Below are 17,418 nucleotides of genomic sequence, written 5' to 3'. Positions count from 1 at the left end.
CGCAAAACAAGAGTTCAGTAGGTCGTAATGGGATTCAGCTCCTCAGGCGTTTCGTTTGGTTGCTGAACTTCATCACGGGACGGAATGAGTCGCATCGCTTCATCGAATTGCGTCAACGCATCCTTGGCGGCTTCCATCGCTGAATTGGCTCTGCGGCTTTCTAGCTGGATCGCGATTTCCTCGGCCGCCGTCAATGGTGATTCCCTCGACTCGTGTTGTTCAGCAATGTCTTCCAATCGCCTCTCGGCGTTCTCAACCTCACGAGCCAATGCACGCCGAATCGACTGAAGCTGCAACTGCAGCACGGCCGACCGTTTTCTCGCCGTCTCATGTTCGAGCGTCGCCTTTCGCAGTTCCGTCTGAGGAAGAGCCCCCTTCTTATACAACTCAGCGACCTCATCCATCCGCACCTTCGTCGATTGGATCGTCAACTCGGCTTCGCTCGCCTTCGCGATCACCTCGAAAACTTCGTTGACGTTCCCAAAACGAGATGGCTCCGTCGCCTCACTCGCTTCTTTTGGAATCAACGCGGCGGGCGGTTGATAAACGTTCGGCGTCGGAAAAGCTGCACTACCGAAAGAAGGCTCACGAGGTTGCAGCAATGCCGAGGTCGATGGATAGGGTTGCGGAGGTAAAGGTTGAGGGGCCTGAAAACGGTTTTCAAACGTAGGGAATCTCTGATTAGGTGAGTCTGCACTCCAAACCGCTGCCGATGGTGGTTGGGGTGCGGGCGGCGTGACGACCGCGGGCGAACGATAATTCCAATCGAGCGGATCCCTTCGGCCGAGAAGCTGGTCGATTCGTCGCTGAACAATCTGCGATTGATTTTCACCTCGTTTTTCATGAACCTCCTTCACGGCACTGAGGCGTTTCTGCGTTGCCTCGATTTCCGCCGCTTGCCGTTCGTGCATCCGCACAAATTCGGCATCCAATCGCTTGCGTAGTTCACTCAACTTCGCCTCCTCCTCTTTGGAGTCGGAGTCGGAACTGGGCTTATCACGCAGTTGCCCGGCGAGCATCAAGATCCGCTCGTCGTGATAGGCTCGCATCTGATCCGGTTCGGCACTCCCGTCTACGGGGACCCAGCGGTGGACTGTGACGGGAACTCGCCGTGTTCTCGTCTCCATTTTGGTTGACCGTCTGCCGCTTTCACCGGTGTACGGCACCGTCACCGGATACGCTTCCTCGCGGTAGCTGGTCTCGACAACGAGACGATGATTCGCGGCGAAATCGGATGCTGGGGGAGCAACAGACGCAGGCACCGATTGACGATTCCCGCTGTTTCGTGACCCCGCATCGAGTGTCCCAGTCATAGGCCGTGGAGCCTGATTCCAATCAGATACTCTCGTGTTCGACGAAAGTGGTTCAGTTCTCAGTGTTTGGTAACGGGGTCTCGAATCGCGATCCTGCGCCGACGTGGAGTACGAAGGAATCCACAACCAAACCAGAATCGCCGTTACGGGAAGAGCTAAAAAAGCCGCGAGCAAAACATGCCACCCGTTTCGGTTCCGCCGCGACGTTGCCTCGGTGCCCAATGAGTCCACTTGGTTTTCATCCTTCATTTCTGATCTCCTGAGTTTCGGTCGGTATCAATCGTTGATTCGCTTTCTTCGAACTGGCTTTCCAACACGTCTAACACACCCTGGATCGATTTCAGTTCGGTATTGAGATGGACGGCTTCCCATTCGTCCGTGAAACGCGTGGGCGATAGAGGAACGCTCTGCGGCGCGGTCGCGGTGGGCGGTGACGAGACAACAGGCCTCGCAATCTCTCGCTTAAACGGCATCGGGTCAGCCGGCCCTTTGATCCACATCACAACAGCCACGACCATCGCCAGTAAACAAGTCGCCGAAACGATCGATCGCAGCGACGGCGAACGACGATGTTCGCACAGCGAACGCGGCAGTCGATCGGCGGTCGGGTTACGTAAGTGCGCGTTCACCTCACGCAGAAGTGTGACCGCATCGTCTGCTGAAGCGATGCGGCGTGAAAGATCGGGGTCCATGAATCGCGACACCAACACATCAAACCAATCCGGCATCCGTTCGTTGATCTCTTGGATCGGTTTGGCCCGCGTTTCGGTGATCTTGCGGAGCACTCCGAGCGGCGACTCGGCGCGGAAAGGCGGTCGCCCTGTTGCGAGCGTGTAGAGCAAACTGCCCATGCTGAACAAATCGCTGCGAGCGTCCAACGACTCACCGCGGGCCTGCTCGGGACTCATGTACTGCGGCGTCCCCGCAATCATTCCGCTGCACGTCAGCGTGGCGTCATCGAGTGCTCGCGCGAGTCCAAAATCGCTGATCAGGACGCGGCCGTTGCCTTCTTCGACCAAGATGTTCGCGGGCTTGATGTCTCGGTGGATGACACTGTTTTTGTGTGCGGCGGACAAACCTTCCGCGACCTGCAAACCGATCGGCAGCACCTCGGTCAGCTCCAACGGTCCCTCACGATCGAGACGCTGTTGCAAGTTCCCACCGGCGATGCATGGCATCACCAAATACGGCAATCTCCCGTTCGGAACGACGCTGTAAATCGGCACGATTGACGGGTGAACGATCGCCGCGGCAGCTTGGGCCTCCCGCATGAAACGCATCCGCGCCGCGCCCACGCCAGCCAAATGAGGCGAGAGGACTTTGATTGCGACCGGTCGATTCAGTTCCGGATCGGTTCCCCGCAACACCACCCCCATCCCACCTTGTCCGATCACACCGTCAATCAGGTACTGATCCAATCGCCCGATCGCATCCGCAACAACCTCACCATCTGCGACTCGATCGGGCAGCGGTTGCAGCAGCGGACGAATCCAATCCAAAGACGCGTCGAGCGAATGCAGCGGAGACGATGCGTCGGCCGACGAGCGCGAACCGCGTTCACGCGTCGGCTCGATGAACGTGCTATTGCCCAGCACCTCGATCGTTTCGTCCCACCACATCGACTCTCCCGCAACATTCTGCAATTGCGTTCGACAATGCTCGCAATCGTTGAGGTGCGACTCAATGCGTTGTGCTTCTGAGCGAGGCAATCGCTCGTCAAGCAGTTCTCGCAGCGTATCCGTTTCGAAGTGAGGGTTTTGTTTTGCAATCATGAGGCTCTCAATCATTGCTCCGTTGATGAACGAGTTCGCGGATCCGCTTTAGAATCCGGCACCGCGCGACATACACCGCACCCTCGGAGATCCCCAATTCAGAGGCCACCTCCGCAATCGGTTGTTCCTCAACCGCCGTTTTCCAAAACGCGATCCATCCGATTTCACCCGTTCGTGATCGCACCTTGCCAGCGGCCCAGCGAAACAACTGCTGCCGATGATCGCGATCGAACTCGTGGGATAATTCCGCGTCGTGTCGATTGCCCGACCCGTCGCCGTTGTTTGAGACAACGGCGTCCATCATTCGAGCCACGCTGCTGCCTCCGACCATTTCGCGTCGCGACTGAACCGACCGCAATCGATCGATCGTCGCGTTTCGCGTGATCCGGCTGAGCCATCCGCGGAACGAACCTTTGGCAGAAACATCAAACCGCTTGATCGAAGCCGCGACCGACATCAAAACTTCTTGCACGATTTCGCGGGCGTCCGCGTCCTGCAGACCACGCCTCTGGACCATGCGGTAAATCACGGGCTCATAGACGGCGGCAAACTCCGCCCACGCCAGCTCGTCGTCCGCGTTTCGCAGACGCACCAGCAAACTCTCCCGAGTCTGCGGTTCGGTGGTGGCGGAATCGAAATTCAAAACACGGTCCCGAGTGGGCGAGGTTGACTGTTCAAAGAGTCACACGCATGCCCGCCACAGATCTTGCATTCCATTTTCAAAAAATCGAACATTCGCTCGAACAATTCGATTTTCAACCAGCGTGCACGTCCCGCAATGTACCCGACGGACGTCCGATGAGACTGCAAAACCGCAAGCTCTCATGAATGAGAGGCTCGTTTTTCGCTGCCCGGCAGACGGATCCGTGAAACATTCAGGATCGAATGAAAGACGGGACCAGATGAAAGAGACGCGGTGCGTACTGCTCACACGTGCAGATTGTTTGTCTCGAGTAACGTCCGCCAGGCGGGACGCTACGAGACCACAAACGTAGAAAAGAGCCGCTCAACCCGACCGGCGAACCGGTCGGGGAGACTTCTGTAATCAGCTCGAGGGTTCGAACTACAGTTTGGCGGCGAACAAAGGTCCACCGTACTGAGCTGCGTCGCCGAGCATTTCTTCGATGCGGAGCAATTGGTTGTACTTCGCCATCCGGTCACTACGGCTTGCCGAACCGGTCTTGATTTGGCCGGTCGAGAGAGCAACGGCCAAGTCGGCAATCGTGCTGTCTTCGGTTTCACCACTGCGGTGGCTGGCGATCGAGGTGTAACCGTTGCGGGCAGCCAATTGGATCGAATCGATCGTTTCGGTCAGCGTACCGATTTGGTTCACCTTGATCAGGATGCTGTTACCGATTCCTTCGTCGATACCGCGTTGCAGTCGTTCGACGTTGGTGACGAACAAATCGTCGCCGACGAGTTGGACCTTGTCGCCGAGTTTGAGGGTGAGCTTCTTCCAGGTGTCCCAATCGTCTTCGCTGCATCCGTCTTCGATGCTGCAGATTGGGTACTTCGCACACCAATCAGCGAGGAAGTCGACCATTTCGTCGCCCGACAATTCTTTGCCATCGACTTTGTACTTCTTCGTGCTGTCGTCGTAGAACTCAGTCGAAGCCGCATCCAACGCGATCCAAACTTGTTCGCCTGGTTTGTAACCGGCTTTCTCGATCGCGGTCATGATCACGTCGAGAGCTTCTTGGTTGCTCTTGAGGTCAGGTGCGAAACCGCCTTCGTCGCCGACCGCGGTGTTGTAACCCTTGTCGGTCAACACTTTCTTCAGGTTGTGGAAGATTTCCGTTCCACAACGAAGTGCATCGCTGAAACGTTCGAAACCGAGTGGCATGACCATGAATTCTTGCACGTCAACATTGTTGTCGGCGTGCTCGCCACCGTTGATGATGTTCATCATCGGTGCGGGCAATAGACGGGCGCCACATCCGCCGAGGTAGCGGAAGAGGGGCTGGTTCGTCGATGCGGCGGCGGCGTGTGCGGTCGCCAAAGAAACACCGAGGATGGCGTTGGCGCCGAGGTTTTTCTTGTTGGGGGTTCCGTCCAGAGCGATCATCGCTTGGTCGACTGCGGCTTGATCCGTCGCGTCCATTCCCTCGAGGGCTTCGGCGATCTTGCCGTTGACGTTATCAACTGCCTTGGAAACGCCCTTGCCCATGAACAGGGACTTGTCGCCGTCACGCAATTCCCAGGCTTCGTGGATCCCCGTGCTCGCTCCGCTCGGGACGGCGGCGCGGCCGGCTGCACCATCGATCAGGGTGACTTCGCATTCAACGGTCGGGTTGCCGCGGCTGTCGAGAATTTGACGAGCGTGGATGGATTCGATCAGTGTCATGTTTTTTTAATCGGTTGGAAGGTAATGGGGGAATAGAAAGGTGATCGGATAAGCCGATGGTCGGCCGCAAAATGTACCGCAAAACAAACGGGGGGCCGCCAAAACGCTGGGCGTTGTGTTTTCATCGCGTAGTTTGTCCAATGACGGCAGCATTGAACACCCCGCAGGCGTGATTGTCGAACCGGCTTGCCCGCGGCAGCATGTCACCCTTCGCCAGCAACCTTTCAACCTCCCTTATCGATGTTTACCGGACTGATTGAGACTCTCGCCACGGTCGCCGCGATCGAAAACGATCCCCCTGGCAAACGCATCACCGTTGCCGCACCGATGTTTCGCAATCCCGGAACCCCCGACGACACGCAAATTGGCGACAGCATCGCGATCAATGGATGCTGCCTCACCGTGGTGGCGATCGAGGGGGACCTTTTTTCCTTTGAGGCCGGCGAGGAAACCCTCAGCCGCACCAATCTGGGCAAACTCGTTGCCGGAACCTCTCAGGTCAATCTCGAACGAGCCCTCGCCATCGGTGACCGTTTGGGGGGTCATTACGTCACCGGCCACGTCGATGCCACCGGTCAACTGATCGAACGAGTGGACGATCCTCCCTGGTCGAACCTGAAATTCTCCATCCCCACCGAATTCTCCGTCCAAGTGGTCCCGAAAGGCAGCATCACCGTCGACGGCATCAGCCTCACCGTGGTCGATGTCGGTGACGATTTCTTCACTGTTGCCCTAATTCCACACACCCTCGCGGTCACCACACTCGGTAAACGAAGTGTTGGGGACACCGTGAACCTGGAAACCGACCTGCTCGCCAAATACGTGCAGCGGTCGATGGAACAACGCACAACCCAGCCGAGCCGATGAAGCCCTCTGACGAAACGCCTAACGAAAACCCTTCCAGCGCCTCCCCAATGCAAGACAATCCCGATCAGGCTGCCCCCAACAAAGACGAAAACGTGACGGCGCCGAATCCGGACAGCCAAGCCCCCGGCAGCGAGCAAGAAGAAATCATCAAGCTCGATCGAGACCGATCCAAGTATCGTCGCCCGGCCCCCGATCCAACGCCGCCTGCGCCCGCCAGCAATGACGCCTGGAAAAGCAAATCGGCCAAAAAACCAAAACCCCAACCCGTATCCAACCCCGAAGATCAATCGCAGGCCGCCTACATCCGTGCCAAGCGAGCCCAACAGGGTTCGCGGCAAACGGTAAGCTACCTCTCCAAACGATTAGCCTCCGCCGGTCTGCGTCCCGTCTCGAAATACGGCCAGAACTTTCTCGTTGACCTCAACCTGATCGAACTGATCGCTCGCTCGGCTGAACTCAAACAGGACGACGTGGTTCTCGAAATCGGAACCGGCGTCGGGTCACTCACCGCGATCATGGCCGAACAAGCCGGCGCGATCTTGACCGTCGAAATCGACAAAAACCTCTACGAGTTGGCCGGCGAAGAACTGTCCGACTACCCGCACGTCAAGATGATCCAAGGCGACGCGTTGCGAAATAAAAACTCGCTCCGCGCCGACATCATGGAAAGCATCCGGGACGCCAAAGCCCGACTCCCCGAGAGCGGCCGATTCATGCTGGTCGCGAACCTGCCGTACAACGTCGCGACTCCGATCGTCAGCAACCTGCTGCACGAAAACCCGCCGCCTGACCGGATCGTCGTCACCATCCAAAAAGAACTCGCCGAACGAATGATCGCGGGCCCCGGCTCAAAGGACTACGGCGCTTTGAGCGTTTGGGTGCAGTCGGTTTGTAGCGCCGAAATCGTTCGTGTGCTCTCCTCGGGTGTCTTCTGGCCACGCCCCAAAGTCGAATCCGCGATCATCCGGTTGGACCTCGACCACGAACGTCGCAACGCCATCCCGGATTTGAAATTCTTTCATCAAACCGTGCGATCTCTGTTCTTCCACCGCCGCAAATTTCTCCGCAGCGTGGTGATCAGTGCCTTCAAAGGACGACTGGATAAATCGGCCGTCGATGAAGTCCTCGCCTCGCTCGGCCATGGCGAAACCGCACGAGCCGAGGAACTCGACCTGAAGCAAATCGGTGATCTCGTCGAAGCTCTCCGGCAGGCCGAAATAAAGGCGGCTCCCTAGACCGGTTGGACATTACAGAACGTATCCCAACCCCGTGACGAGACGCGCCGTCCGCTCGCGTCAAATTTTTGGCGATGCAAATGCATGGTTTCCGGCGTTTCAGTTTCCGGCATTTCAATTGCACCGGAATTGGATTTCCGTCGGTACCGAGTCCATCGTCGAGAACTTTGGTGCGAACCCCGTTTCTCTCGCTATTTCGGGGACACCGATTGGCGTGCCAACACCCCCGCCAACTCTCGACGGGCCGCGTGGCCACCGGTATCCTTAGATTTCGGGGCTCCAATCCCGTCCGTTTAAACCACATATCACCCGTTCAGGTTTCCGAATGAACCGTCGCTTTTTTCGCACTACCGCCACACTGGCCTCGACTGTCCTGCTGACGGGCCTTTTGATGGCAAAACCCGCGTCTGCCGAAGTCACTCTCGGTATCGGTGACAAAGCACCTGCTTTGGATATCGAACACTACGTGCACGAACCCAAAGAAGGGTTTGGCGAAGTCACCGAGTTCGAAAAGGGCAAAGTCTACGTCGTCGAATTTTGGGCGACTTGGTGCGGCCCATGCATCCAAAGCATGCCACACTTGGTCCAATTGCAAAACAAATATCGCGGCGAAGGTGTTCAGATCATCAGCGTTTCGGACGAAGACCTCGATACCGTTGAGGAAATGCTCGCCAAAGAGTATCCCGGCGAAGACAAAACGTTCGAAGAACTGACCAGTGCTTACACGCTCACCGTCGACCCGGATGCCTCGGTCAGTGAAGACTACATGCGGGCCGCCGGACAGAACGGAATTCCGTCCTCATTCCTGGTCGGCAAATCGGGTTTGATCGAATGGATCGGCCACCCCATGGAACTCGACGAACCGCTCGCCGCAGTCGTCGCCGGAACTTGGGATCGCGAAGCCTACAAGGAAGAAATGAAGCAACAACAAAAGTTGCTCGCAGCGATGCAAAAGGTCAACCAACTTGCCGGCAGTGGCAAATTTGAGGACGCGATCAAAGTCGTCGACAAAGTGATCGACGAAATGAAGGGTGACGACCCGCAGAGCGAAATGATCCGCGAACAACTCGTCAATTTCCGATTCAACCTTCGCCTCGACGCCGGCGACCGCAGCGACGAAGTCATTGACTTCTTCCGCAAACAAATCGCCGATGCCAAGGGTGACGCACAAGCCATCACGCAGTTCGGTTACGGTCTGATGTCATCGATGCAACAAGGCACCGACCCCGGCCCGCTGGCGAAAGAAACCATCGACGCCCTCGTTGCCGAAGTCGACGGTGCCGAAGACGAAGTCAAGCCATACATGTATGTGCTGATCGCTCAAATGAACGCGTCGATGTCAAACTTCGATGAAGCGATCGAGGCCCAAGTCAAAGCCGTCGAAACTTCCACCGGCAAACAGAAAGAGCGAATGCAACAAATGCTCGATCAGCTCAAGGAAATGTCCTCCAAGGAAGCCCCCGAGAGCGATGAATCGAACGAAGACAAATAGTCTTCCGATTCGATATCCCGCAACGCAAACGGTTCACCGGTTCCCAAACCTTGTGAACCGTGTCGTGCAGGACTTCGATCGACGGTCTCACTCCCCGCGAGTGCCTCTGACTCCATTAAGCCACTCGCCCGCTCGTCGGGCGGGTGGCTTTTCTTCGTTCAGGCGACGCGTCAATCACTCGAAACAGTGCAACATCGTTTTGCTGCGGACGACCAAACGCCCGTTGGCGACTGCGGGCGTCCCCAGAACGCCCTCTTCTAATTCAACCTGCGAAACAACTTCACCTGAGTCACCGCCGTCGGCGACCACCAATCCGATTCCTGATTGGTCGAACACATAGATCGAGTTTCCCGCGACCACCGGCGTCGCCCACGTGGCACCGAGCCCCGACAATCGCGATTTCCAAACGGTGTCACCCGTCGCGAGATCCGCCTTCAACAACACCGAACCCTTGAGGACGTAAAGCTGGTCACGCCCCGCAGCGACGCTCGGGTTTTTGGGCGCCAACTTCCCGTCTCGCCATAACTCCACCGGCGTTTCACCGGGAGCGGTTGCTTTCATCACGAGCAGATCACTGCCGGGCAATAGGATGTGCTTGCCCGATACCGTTGGTGACGGAATCGTCCCTCGCCCCTCCCCAAGTGTCCAACGCGTCTCGCCGGTTCCCGCATCCAAGGCGAGCACGTCCTGCTGCGATTGCAAAACGACCTCGTACGCCCCGTCACCAAACCGAACGACAGCCGGTGATGACCAATTTGCCAGAGGCGGGCGTTTGATTCGCCATCGGTTTTCACCGGTATTGAGATCAATCCCCGCCGCGAACGAATCGCCCTGACTTTCAACCTGCACGATCACCACGTCCCCGGCGATTACCGGCGACGATGCCATCCCCAAATCGTTCCCCGCCTTTTCGTAGTCGCGGCCCAACCCCCGCACCCACTTCAACGCTCCGTCGGTTGACAAACACACCAGATCATTGCTGCTGAACAACGCCACCACCCGCTCGCCGTCGGTAACCGGCGACGGAGCCGCACCTGCGCCGGTGGGATGAAAGAACGGCCGGCCGGTCGCGCGAAACTGTTGCTGCCAAACGACAGCACCGGAGTTCAGATCAACCCCCGTTACGAACAGGTTCTCTTCGCTCGGTCCCGACGAACTGGTCGTGATCACGAGATCATCGATCACGATTGGGCCGGCCACACTTCGGCCGGGCATCTCACGCTTCCACGTTCGATTGCTGTCATCCTCAATGGACAAACGCGACGGGCCTCGCTCAGCAACACTCGTCCCGTCACCGCGAAATCCAAACCACCCCGTCACCGGTTCGGCCATACTTCGAGACGAGACCAACAACATCACACACAGCAGCAGCAACAGCCAACGAGTACAGAAAACGACAGAGACGATGACACGGTTCATAAAATCACTTTTGGCTCAAAGAAAACGAAAGGGGACAAACACATCACACAAATATCACTCCACTCGGCTCTGCAACCCTTTGCCCGTCGGATCCGTCACACGAAACTGAAACTCCCATTCTTGAGCCCAGGACTGCGTTTGCTCGTTCTGACAGATCTTCAACAGGATGCGGTTTGTCCCGGACAGCAATTGGATGTCTGCGACGTACTGATCGATTCTCGTTCCGGAATGATAAACCTCGTTCGACATCACCTGTTTCCCGTTCACCCACGCCTGACTGGCGCAGATACATCCCAGGCGTGCTTGGGCGTCGGCCGCAATCGCCGATTCGAATTCGGTGTACACATACGCGGCCGCCCCCTTTTCCTTGTCATACGCCGCCGCGAGGTCCACCTTACCGTCGTCCCCCTTCGCTTCCAAAGCCATCCAACTCACCGGGCCGTTCTTCCCGTCGTACGTCGCCGCTAAATCGACTCGTCCGGTCGCTTCGAATTTCGCTTCCGGTGCATACGCCTCGTCGAATCCGATTCCACCTCGGTTATCGAACGGCCCGATCGCCCGCCATTGTCTGATCATCGAAAACGCATCCGCCGTCGTCACGGTCTCGCCCATCGAATCGAGTTTCTTGATCAAATTCGATACTTGAACAGGATGTCTCGCCGATTCCAAAACACGGCGAACCTCGTCAACTGTGGCTATCGACGAGTCTTTGCCACCGTCAAACTCCTTAACCTTTGCCGCGACGGCCATTTCGCGAATCAACAAACTCGGGTCATCGAGACGACCGGGCAACAATTCATCAAACCGATCCGAATCGAGTTGGCGCAGCAGCCCCATCGCCGTGGATCGCCCAACATCACTGTTGGATTCATCGAGCACGTACGACTCGATCGCCACGACTGTCGGCGGCTGTGAACCACGAACGATATCACCGGCGATCCCTCGCAACCAATTCTGCGCGACCGGACCGGCGTCTTGCATCGCCTCATACACTTCGAAAACACGCGTCCCCGGCAGCGTTCTCAGTCGCTCGGCCGCGCGACCCGCGTCGTTGAATCCGGCACCTTCGGGTCCGATCGACCGAACCGCATGGATCGCGTCCGACACCGACGCGCCCGCCAATTCGTCCTGCGAGTTGGCGAGCGAAACCATTCCGCACCACGACATGACCGCGATCACCCCCACACCCGCGAACACACGTTTGAATCGGGGAGATCGGGGCACGCGACGAGTTGCGTTCTTGCTATTCATTCGGAATCCTCGGGGAGTTGAGTTCGTTCGTGGCAGTCAAGTGACCTCACCACACGAACAGTTATACCCGAGCCCGGCGACCGTGACTGAATTCGTGACGCGTCAAAAAAAGCGACCATTCACGCCCCCGCAGAATTCGCCGATTCAATTGTAGAACCTGCGTACGGTACTCGGTAACGCAATACTGAACACTTCGCCCCGTTTTGCAAAACGGCGGGCGATCCCGAGGGAGTCACTCGGACGATTCGCTGCCGCCCAACCCGGCTTTGCGATCTCGAATAAGCAGACTCGTCAGATCACTCCGGCGAACCGTCGCGATCAAGCGGTGCGGCGCCTCGTCGGTCACCACCGCCACGCAGTCATCACTCGTTTGGCGAAACAAGTCCACGGCTGCGCGGACCGGCTGCGACGGGTAGAGCAACAGGTCCGGTGGCGTTGCCAAGTCACCCGCTCGAACGAGGTGGTCCGACGTCGGATCAAAGAACGCTTGGTTCAACAAATCGAATCGAATCAAACCCACCACGCATCGATCGTCGTCGACCACGGGGAATGTGTTGTCGTGCGAATGCTCGACAAAATGAACGACTTCGTTGAAGTCCGCGTTTTCGGCGATCCCCTCGACGCTGCGGCGCATCACCTGTTCCACCCGCATCCGTTCCGAAAGAGCGGTCTTCTTATTAAGCAAACCCGCCGAACCCGCCAACCGTGTGAACACATTGCGCAGCGCACTGAGCGGCGTCCCGAATGTATGGTGGATCGAATTCGCGATCGGCATCTCGCCACTTCGCAGCACCGCAGCCCGCGTCAGCAGCGGTCCGAAAATTTCAAACACCACCACCGTGCCGAGCACGATCGTTTGCACATGCCCGGCGATGTCAGGGTTACGTGATGTCGCCGTGGCGCTGAGCGAAATCGCAACACCCGCTTGCGCTAACAACGCCGGCCCGAGCCATGTCCTGATCTCCGGCGATGCTCCCGTGCGAGACGCGACCACCCAGATCCCAAACACCTTGCCGACGCTTCGCAGGACAACGTAGCCGGCACCGATCACACCGACATCGGCCAACAGACTCAGGTCGAGTTCGCTGCCATGGACCGAAAAGAAAACGACCGTCAACAACCCGCCGATCGAATCGAGTTGAGCGGTGATCTTTTGCGTCCCACTGGACGAGTTCACGACCACCACCCCCACGACCAAGAACACCAGCATGTACGGAAGGCTCCACGACTCGCTGAGGCCGAGCAACAACGACGCCATCCCGACGAGCAATACCAACCAACGACGCGTGTGCATGATTTCGCACGCGTAACTCATTACGAGCCCGCCGATCAGGCCTAGCGAAAACGCACCACCGAGCGATCGCACCAAACGCATCAACGTCGCCCCAACGGACAATGACTGTGCATCACTGGCCGTCGCCAACTCGATCCCCAACCACACCAATTCGAACGCCACCACCGCGACAAGATTGTTCAACGTCACGAGCGTACCCGTCAGGCTCGTCACCGGACCTTCCGCGTTTGTCTCGCGCAACACAAACATCGTCGTCGCGGGCGCCGTCGCGATCGCTAACGTTCCCAACAACGCCGACTGCGCCGGCGACATGCCGAGCAAATAAATCCCCACCGTCACGAACAACGCGGTGAAGAACATTTCTCCCGCCGACAGCGGAATCGCCTTCTTACGAATCCGCCGCATCTGATCGAACGGAAACAACGTCCCCAGATAAAACAACACCAACGCCATCGCGAGCTTGGTCAGCGGCTCGAGGAATTGATGATGCTCGTGCGGGATCACATCAAACACGCTCGGCCCGAGCAACAAACCCGCAATCAAATAAGCGGTGACCTTCGGCAATCGCAACATTTCGCTAGCCAGACCCGCCAACAAACTGGACGCCAGCAGCAACCCGACCGTCGTCGCGATGTGGATCGGTTCTGCTTGCCCCAACGATGTCGCGACGATCGATTCGCCATGTGACAACATCGCAGCGGCATCGGCGGCAACTTCGACTACCCCGGCGTCTCCGATTAAGAAAGATCCCATGCAGGTCATCGTGGCTTTTACACTGAGATCGAGAGAGGATACACGCCCGCAGTCGCCAATAAAGACTGCATCCGAACGTGCCGCGGGGGAGCGAACGGGTCGTAGTTTACCTAATCCTGAGTCACGGCGCTAGTGCCGAGCCACGCTCGCCGCATCGCCACGAAGATGCCGTCACGTTCCCCCCCATGATACCGACGCCACCCACAGAACCCTATCCATGCAGCCCCACCCACAGAACATTGTCCACGCAGGTCCGTCTCTTCCAGACGGACCCCGCACAAACGGACACCGCACGACCTCGCTAGTCCGTCGACGCGAGCCCCAGTGCGGCACTGTGCGGCCCGCCGACGTGCCAATCGCGATTACCGAGTTGCGTTACGCGTAGTTCGGTGTTGGAGGCCGGTAGTCGTCCAGGTTAATCGTCTTGAACCAATCAATGGTCTGTTTCAAACCGGCATCCAGTTTGATCCCCGGCTCCCAACCGAGCTTGTCCTTGGCCAGCGAGATATCTGGTCGCCGGCGGGTGGGGTCATCTGCGGGCAACGGCGCAAAGGTTAGCTTGCTCGACGATCCTGAAATCGCGATCACCTTTTCCGCGAGTTCGCGGATCGTGAATTCATCCGGGTTGCCGATGTTGACCGGGCCGACAAATTCGTCCTGGTTCATCATCCGAATGATTACCTCGACGAGGTCATCGCGGTAACAGAACGATCGCGTTTGCGTTCCGTCGCCGAACAACGAAATGTCTTCTCCCGCGAGAGCCTGGCGGATGAAGTTCGACACCACACGTCCATCATACGGGTGCATTCGCGGTCCGTACGTGTTGAAGATCCGAACGATGCGTGTGTCGACGTTGTTGCTGCGGTGGTAGTCCATAAACAACGTTTCGGCGACACGTTTGCCTTCGTCGTAACACGCACGGATTCCGATCGGGTTGACGTTGCCGCGGTAGGATTCGGTTTGCGGATGCTCTTCGGGATCTCCGTAAACTTCGCTCGTGCTCGCTTGCAAAATTCTCGCGCCACAACGTTTGGCGATGCCCAACATGTTGATCGAACCGAGCACGCTGGTCTTGATCGTCTTGATCGGGTTGTACTGATAGTGTCCCGGTGCGGCGGGACACGCCATGTTGTAAATCTTGTCCACCTCCAAATGGATCGGCAACGTGATGTCGTGGCGGATCAACTCAAAATTGGGTCGGCCGAGCAGGTGGGCCACATTCGTTTTCTGACTGGTAAAAAAGTTGTCCAGGCAGATGACGTCGTGACCTTCCTCGACGAGTCGTTCGCAGATGTGAGACCCGAGAAAACCGGCCCCGCCTGTGACGAGAATTCGATCGATCATTGAGATGCTTTCGTGTGTGGTGGATGAGAGAGCCGATATAGTGCTTGGGAACCCGGAATCTGTCGACCCACGAACCCGCCGCGAGATCGGTACGAACGTTGGAGGGCCGTTAGGATTCACGCAATCCAAAGAATCCGTACTTCCTCAGCGAAATTAGCATTCCTTCCACCCGGGCGAGCAGGCTGGTACGCTTTGCCCCAATGACTGGTGGATCGCTCATCACAACTTATTTCCGAAACTTCCTCTCCCCGCCCGCTGAAAACTCACGTGCCTCACGCTCAAATCGGTCCGATTGCCGTTCATTTGCCGCCACGGGTGGAAGACAATGACAGCCTGCAGGAGCAGTTCCCCAACTGGGACCTGAAACTGATCGCGGAAAAAACCGGCATCCAACAGCGGCACATTGCCGCTCCCGAAGTCACCGCCGCGGACCTCGCCTACAACGCCGCCGTCGACCTGTTCGAACGCGAGTCGATCGATCCGGCGACAATCGATTTTGTACTCCTGTGCACGCAAACCCCTGACTATCCCTTGCCGACCACGGCGTGCCTGCTGCAAGACCGCTTGGGCCTGCCGACCCACTGCGGCGCCGTCGATTTCAACCTCGGATGCAGCGGCTACGTCTACGGCCTCGCAATGGCCGACGGCCTGTTCCAGAGCGGACTGGCCAAACGGGTGCTCCTGCTGACTGCGGAAACGTACAGTAAATACATTGATGCAGACGACCGCAGCCTCCGAACAATCTTCGGCGACGCCGCGGCCGCCACGTTGCTAACCGCCGGTGACAAACCGAGTTTGTGGGGATTCCAATTCGGCAGCGACGGCAGCGGTGCGGACATGCTGATCGTCGGCGACGGTGGAGCACGACCGGCCGAAGCCGCCATCCCGCCACGACACCGCAAACGATGGAAGAGCCGCCTGTACATGGACGGCCCCAGCCTGATCGGATTCACCGTCGAAGCGATCCCGCGGCTGGTCGACGAAATCCTCGCAGCGAACTCGCTCAGCGACAGCGACGTGCATCGTTACCTCATGCACCAGGCCACCTGGAAAATGCTCGACCAACTCCGGCAACGGATGGATGTGTCCCAAGAACGACTCCCCATCGACTTGGCGGATATCGGGAACACGGTATCGTGTACATTGCCGATCTTGATCGATCGAATTCGTCGACGCGGCGAACTCAGCGCCGAGGACACCAACATGCTCGTCGGCTTCGGCGTCGGACTTTCATGGGCCGGATGCCTCTGGCAGGATCACTGGATCGGCGATCACCCACAAACGCGACCAGCATAAAAATACAGTGGCGAAACGGCCGGACTTTTCGGATCGCACGCCCCGTCACCCATCACCAAAAACATTCGAACGCATCGCATTACCACGACGCGAACCGACGCGTCCCACTGACGACACGACATCTTGTAGACGGACACCGCCATTCGCCGACAACGCCGTGACGTGCCAACGACGCAAGCCTTGAAAACCAAAACAACGATTCGCGGATTTCGACCGCGTGACGACGACCACGAATCGTGACGACGCATTTTGACAGAGGGAAAGGGCGACAATGAGTCAATCTCAAAACTGCACCGGTTGTTTCCTGGTCGCGTCTCCCTACCTCACTGACGGGCATTTCTTCCGCGCCGTCGTGTTTGTCATTCGCCACACTTCCGAAGGCGCGTTCGGCGTCGTGATCAACCGCAGCTCCTCCAAACGGTTCGGAGAAGTCGTAGAAATGTCGAGCCCGTCGTGGCAATCGAGTCCCTCCGACATCTCACCGGGCGGCTCGGGCAACACGGCCTCCAGCTCCGGCTCGACGAGCGACGGTCCCCACCGTGACCAAATTTACATCGGCGGCCCCGTCGAAGGACCGCTGCTAGCACTCCACGAAATCGCGGGGATCGGTGAACCCTGCGGCCAACCGGACGATTCCGCCACCGGCACGCCGAGCGATCACGACCCCGCCGGCACCAAGACCACACTGCACGATCACCCGGCCGAACCCTGGGGATCGATGTCGATCCAGTGGTCCGATGTTCCCGCCTGGATGACCGCCGATGAAGACCACCTCCGTATCCTTGTTCGTCGCGAAGAGTCACGCCTGAAATTCATCGTTGGCTATTCCGGATGGGGTTCGGGGCAACTCGATCGCGAACTCCAAGCCGGCGGGTGGCTGGTGACTCGCGCCGACGCAGACTCGATTTTCGAATCGCCCGAAGACGTGTGGGAAAAACTCGTCCACCGCTGTGGCCACGCCATTCTGAAAGACCTCCGCCCGGACCTCTCGTTCCCCGACGAGAAAGACGGCTTCGACCCGAGCGTGAATTAGCAAGA

The 17,418-nt window shown here is 57.9% G+C and carries 13 protein-coding genes; 5 read left to right on the top strand and 8 right to left on the bottom strand.

Annotated elements, in window-relative coordinates:
• Nucleotides 1–14: 14 nt before the first annotated feature.
• The 4 genes from FHS27_RS04990 to eno form a co-directional block, all read right to left on the bottom strand.
• Nucleotides 15–1,313: a hypothetical protein gene (locus tag FHS27_RS04990; RefSeq protein ID WP_184302559.1), complete on the bottom strand. Its 1,299-nt coding sequence runs from the start codon at nucleotides 1,311–1,313 to the stop codon at nucleotides 15–17.
• A gap of 245 nt (nucleotides 1,314–1,558) precedes the next feature.
• On the bottom strand, nucleotides 1,559–3,085 hold the full coding sequence (locus tag FHS27_RS04985; RefSeq protein WP_246419118.1) for a serine/threonine-protein kinase: 1,527 nt from the start codon (nucleotides 3,083–3,085) through the stop codon (nucleotides 1,559–1,561).
• 7 nt (nucleotides 3,086–3,092) lie between these two features.
• On the bottom strand, nucleotides 3,093–3,728 hold the full coding sequence (locus FHS27_RS04980; protein ID WP_184302554.1) for an RNA polymerase sigma factor: 636 nt from the start codon (nucleotides 3,726–3,728) through the stop codon (nucleotides 3,093–3,095).
• Between the two features lie 420 nt (nucleotides 3,729–4,148).
• Nucleotides 4,149–5,429: a phosphopyruvate hydratase gene (gene eno, locus FHS27_RS04975; RefSeq protein ID WP_184302551.1), complete on the bottom strand. Its 1,281-nt coding sequence runs from the start codon at nucleotides 5,427–5,429 to the stop codon at nucleotides 4,149–4,151.
• A 240-nt stretch (nucleotides 5,430–5,669) separates the two neighbouring features.
• Here eno and FHS27_RS04970 point away from each other — a divergent pair, with 240 nt between their 5' ends.
• The 3 genes from FHS27_RS04970 to FHS27_RS04960 all read left to right on the top strand — a co-directional run bounded on the left by FHS27_RS04970 (nucleotide 5,670) and on the right by FHS27_RS04960 (nucleotide 9,023).
• Nucleotides 5,670–6,296, top strand: coding sequence for a riboflavin synthase (locus FHS27_RS04970; RefSeq protein WP_184302548.1), 627 nt, complete (start codon nucleotides 5,670–5,672; stop codon nucleotides 6,294–6,296).
• A 47-nt stretch (nucleotides 6,297–6,343) separates the two neighbouring features.
• Nucleotides 6,344–7,531 (top strand): 16S rRNA (adenine(1518)-N(6)/adenine(1519)-N(6))-dimethyltransferase RsmA, encoded by a 1,188-nt coding sequence (gene rsmA / locus FHS27_RS04965; protein WP_246419116.1) that lies wholly within the window; start codon nucleotides 6,344–6,346, stop codon nucleotides 7,529–7,531.
• A 325-nt stretch (nucleotides 7,532–7,856) separates the two neighbouring features.
• Entirely contained in the window at nucleotides 7,857–9,023 is a 1,167-nt protein-coding gene (locus FHS27_RS04960; protein WP_184302545.1) for a TlpA disulfide reductase family protein, read from the top strand.
• Nucleotides 9,024–9,197: 174 nt separating this feature from the next.
• Here the strand turns inward: FHS27_RS04960 and FHS27_RS04955 are convergent, their stop codons facing one another.
• The 4 genes from FHS27_RS04955 to FHS27_RS04940 form a co-directional block, all read right to left on the bottom strand.
• Entirely contained in the window at nucleotides 9,198–10,442 is a 1,245-nt protein-coding gene (locus FHS27_RS04955) for an outer membrane protein assembly factor BamB family protein (RefSeq protein WP_184302542.1), read from the bottom strand.
• A gap of 54 nt (nucleotides 10,443–10,496) precedes the next feature.
• Nucleotides 10,497–11,693 carry a hypothetical protein gene (locus tag FHS27_RS04950; RefSeq protein ID WP_184302539.1) on the bottom strand — a complete coding sequence of 399 codons (1,197 nt, stop codon included), beginning with the start codon at nucleotides 11,691–11,693 and terminating at the stop codon, nucleotides 10,497–10,499.
• Between the two features lie 232 nt (nucleotides 11,694–11,925).
• Complete coding sequence (locus FHS27_RS04945; RefSeq protein ID WP_246419114.1) at nucleotides 11,926–13,740, bottom strand: cation:proton antiporter domain-containing protein; 1,815 nt, start codon at nucleotides 13,738–13,740, stop codon at nucleotides 11,926–11,928.
• A gap of 375 nt (nucleotides 13,741–14,115) precedes the next feature.
• On the bottom strand, nucleotides 14,116–15,084 hold the full coding sequence (locus FHS27_RS04940; RefSeq protein WP_184302533.1) for a UDP-glucuronic acid decarboxylase family protein: 969 nt from the start codon (nucleotides 15,082–15,084) through the stop codon (nucleotides 14,116–14,118).
• 267 nt (nucleotides 15,085–15,351) lie between these two features.
• Here FHS27_RS04940 and FHS27_RS04935 point away from each other — a divergent pair, with 267 nt between their 5' ends.
• The gene (locus FHS27_RS04935; RefSeq protein WP_184302530.1) at nucleotides 15,352–16,380 is read left to right on the top strand and encodes a ketoacyl-ACP synthase III; all 1,029 of its coding nucleotides are present in this window, start codon (nucleotides 15,352–15,354) and stop codon (nucleotides 16,378–16,380) included.
• A 271-nt stretch (nucleotides 16,381–16,651) separates the two neighbouring features.
• Nucleotides 16,652–17,413 (top strand): YqgE/AlgH family protein, encoded by a 762-nt coding sequence (locus FHS27_RS04930; protein ID WP_184302527.1) that lies wholly within the window; start codon nucleotides 16,652–16,654, stop codon nucleotides 17,411–17,413.
• Nucleotides 17,414–17,418: the final 5 nt, after the last annotated feature.

It is taken from the genome of Aporhodopirellula rubra (assembly GCF_014192335.1).
Lineage (GTDB): Bacteria > Planctomycetota > Planctomycetia > Pirellulales > Pirellulaceae > Rhodopirellula > Rhodopirellula rubra.
Note: the sequence above shows the minus strand (reverse complement) of the source record. Positions and strands in the feature narration are given on the sequence as shown.